This is a genomic window from Vibrio sp. 378, assembly GCF_033339435.1.
In genome coordinates this window covers 417-667 of record NZ_JAWOUO010000625.1, presented here as the reverse complement: position 1 = coordinate 667, position 251 = coordinate 417, and the positions used below count along the sequence as shown (strand labels likewise).

At 57.4% G+C, this 251-nt stretch carries 1 protein-coding gene; it reads left to right on the top strand.

The window, feature by feature from the left end:
- Positions 1-43: 43 nt before the first annotated feature.
- Positions 44-251: mobilization protein (locus R7Q48_RS27930; RefSeq protein ID WP_114388589.1), on the top strand; the 208-nt coding region annotated here is incomplete at its 3' end.

Here is a 251-nt window from a genome sequence, read left to right as displayed (position 1 = left end):
CATGATAGCCTACGAGACAGCACATTAACAATGGGGTGTCAAGATGGTTAAGGGGAGCAACAAGGCGGCGGATCGGCTGGCCAAGCTCGAAGAACAACGAGCGCGAATCAATGCCGAAATTCAGCGGGTGCGGGCAAGGGAACAGCAGCAAGAGCGCAAGAACGAAACAAGGCGCAAGGTGCTGGTGGGGGCCATGATTTTGGCCAAGGTGAACAGCAGCGAGTGGCCGGAGGATCGGCTCATGGCGGCAA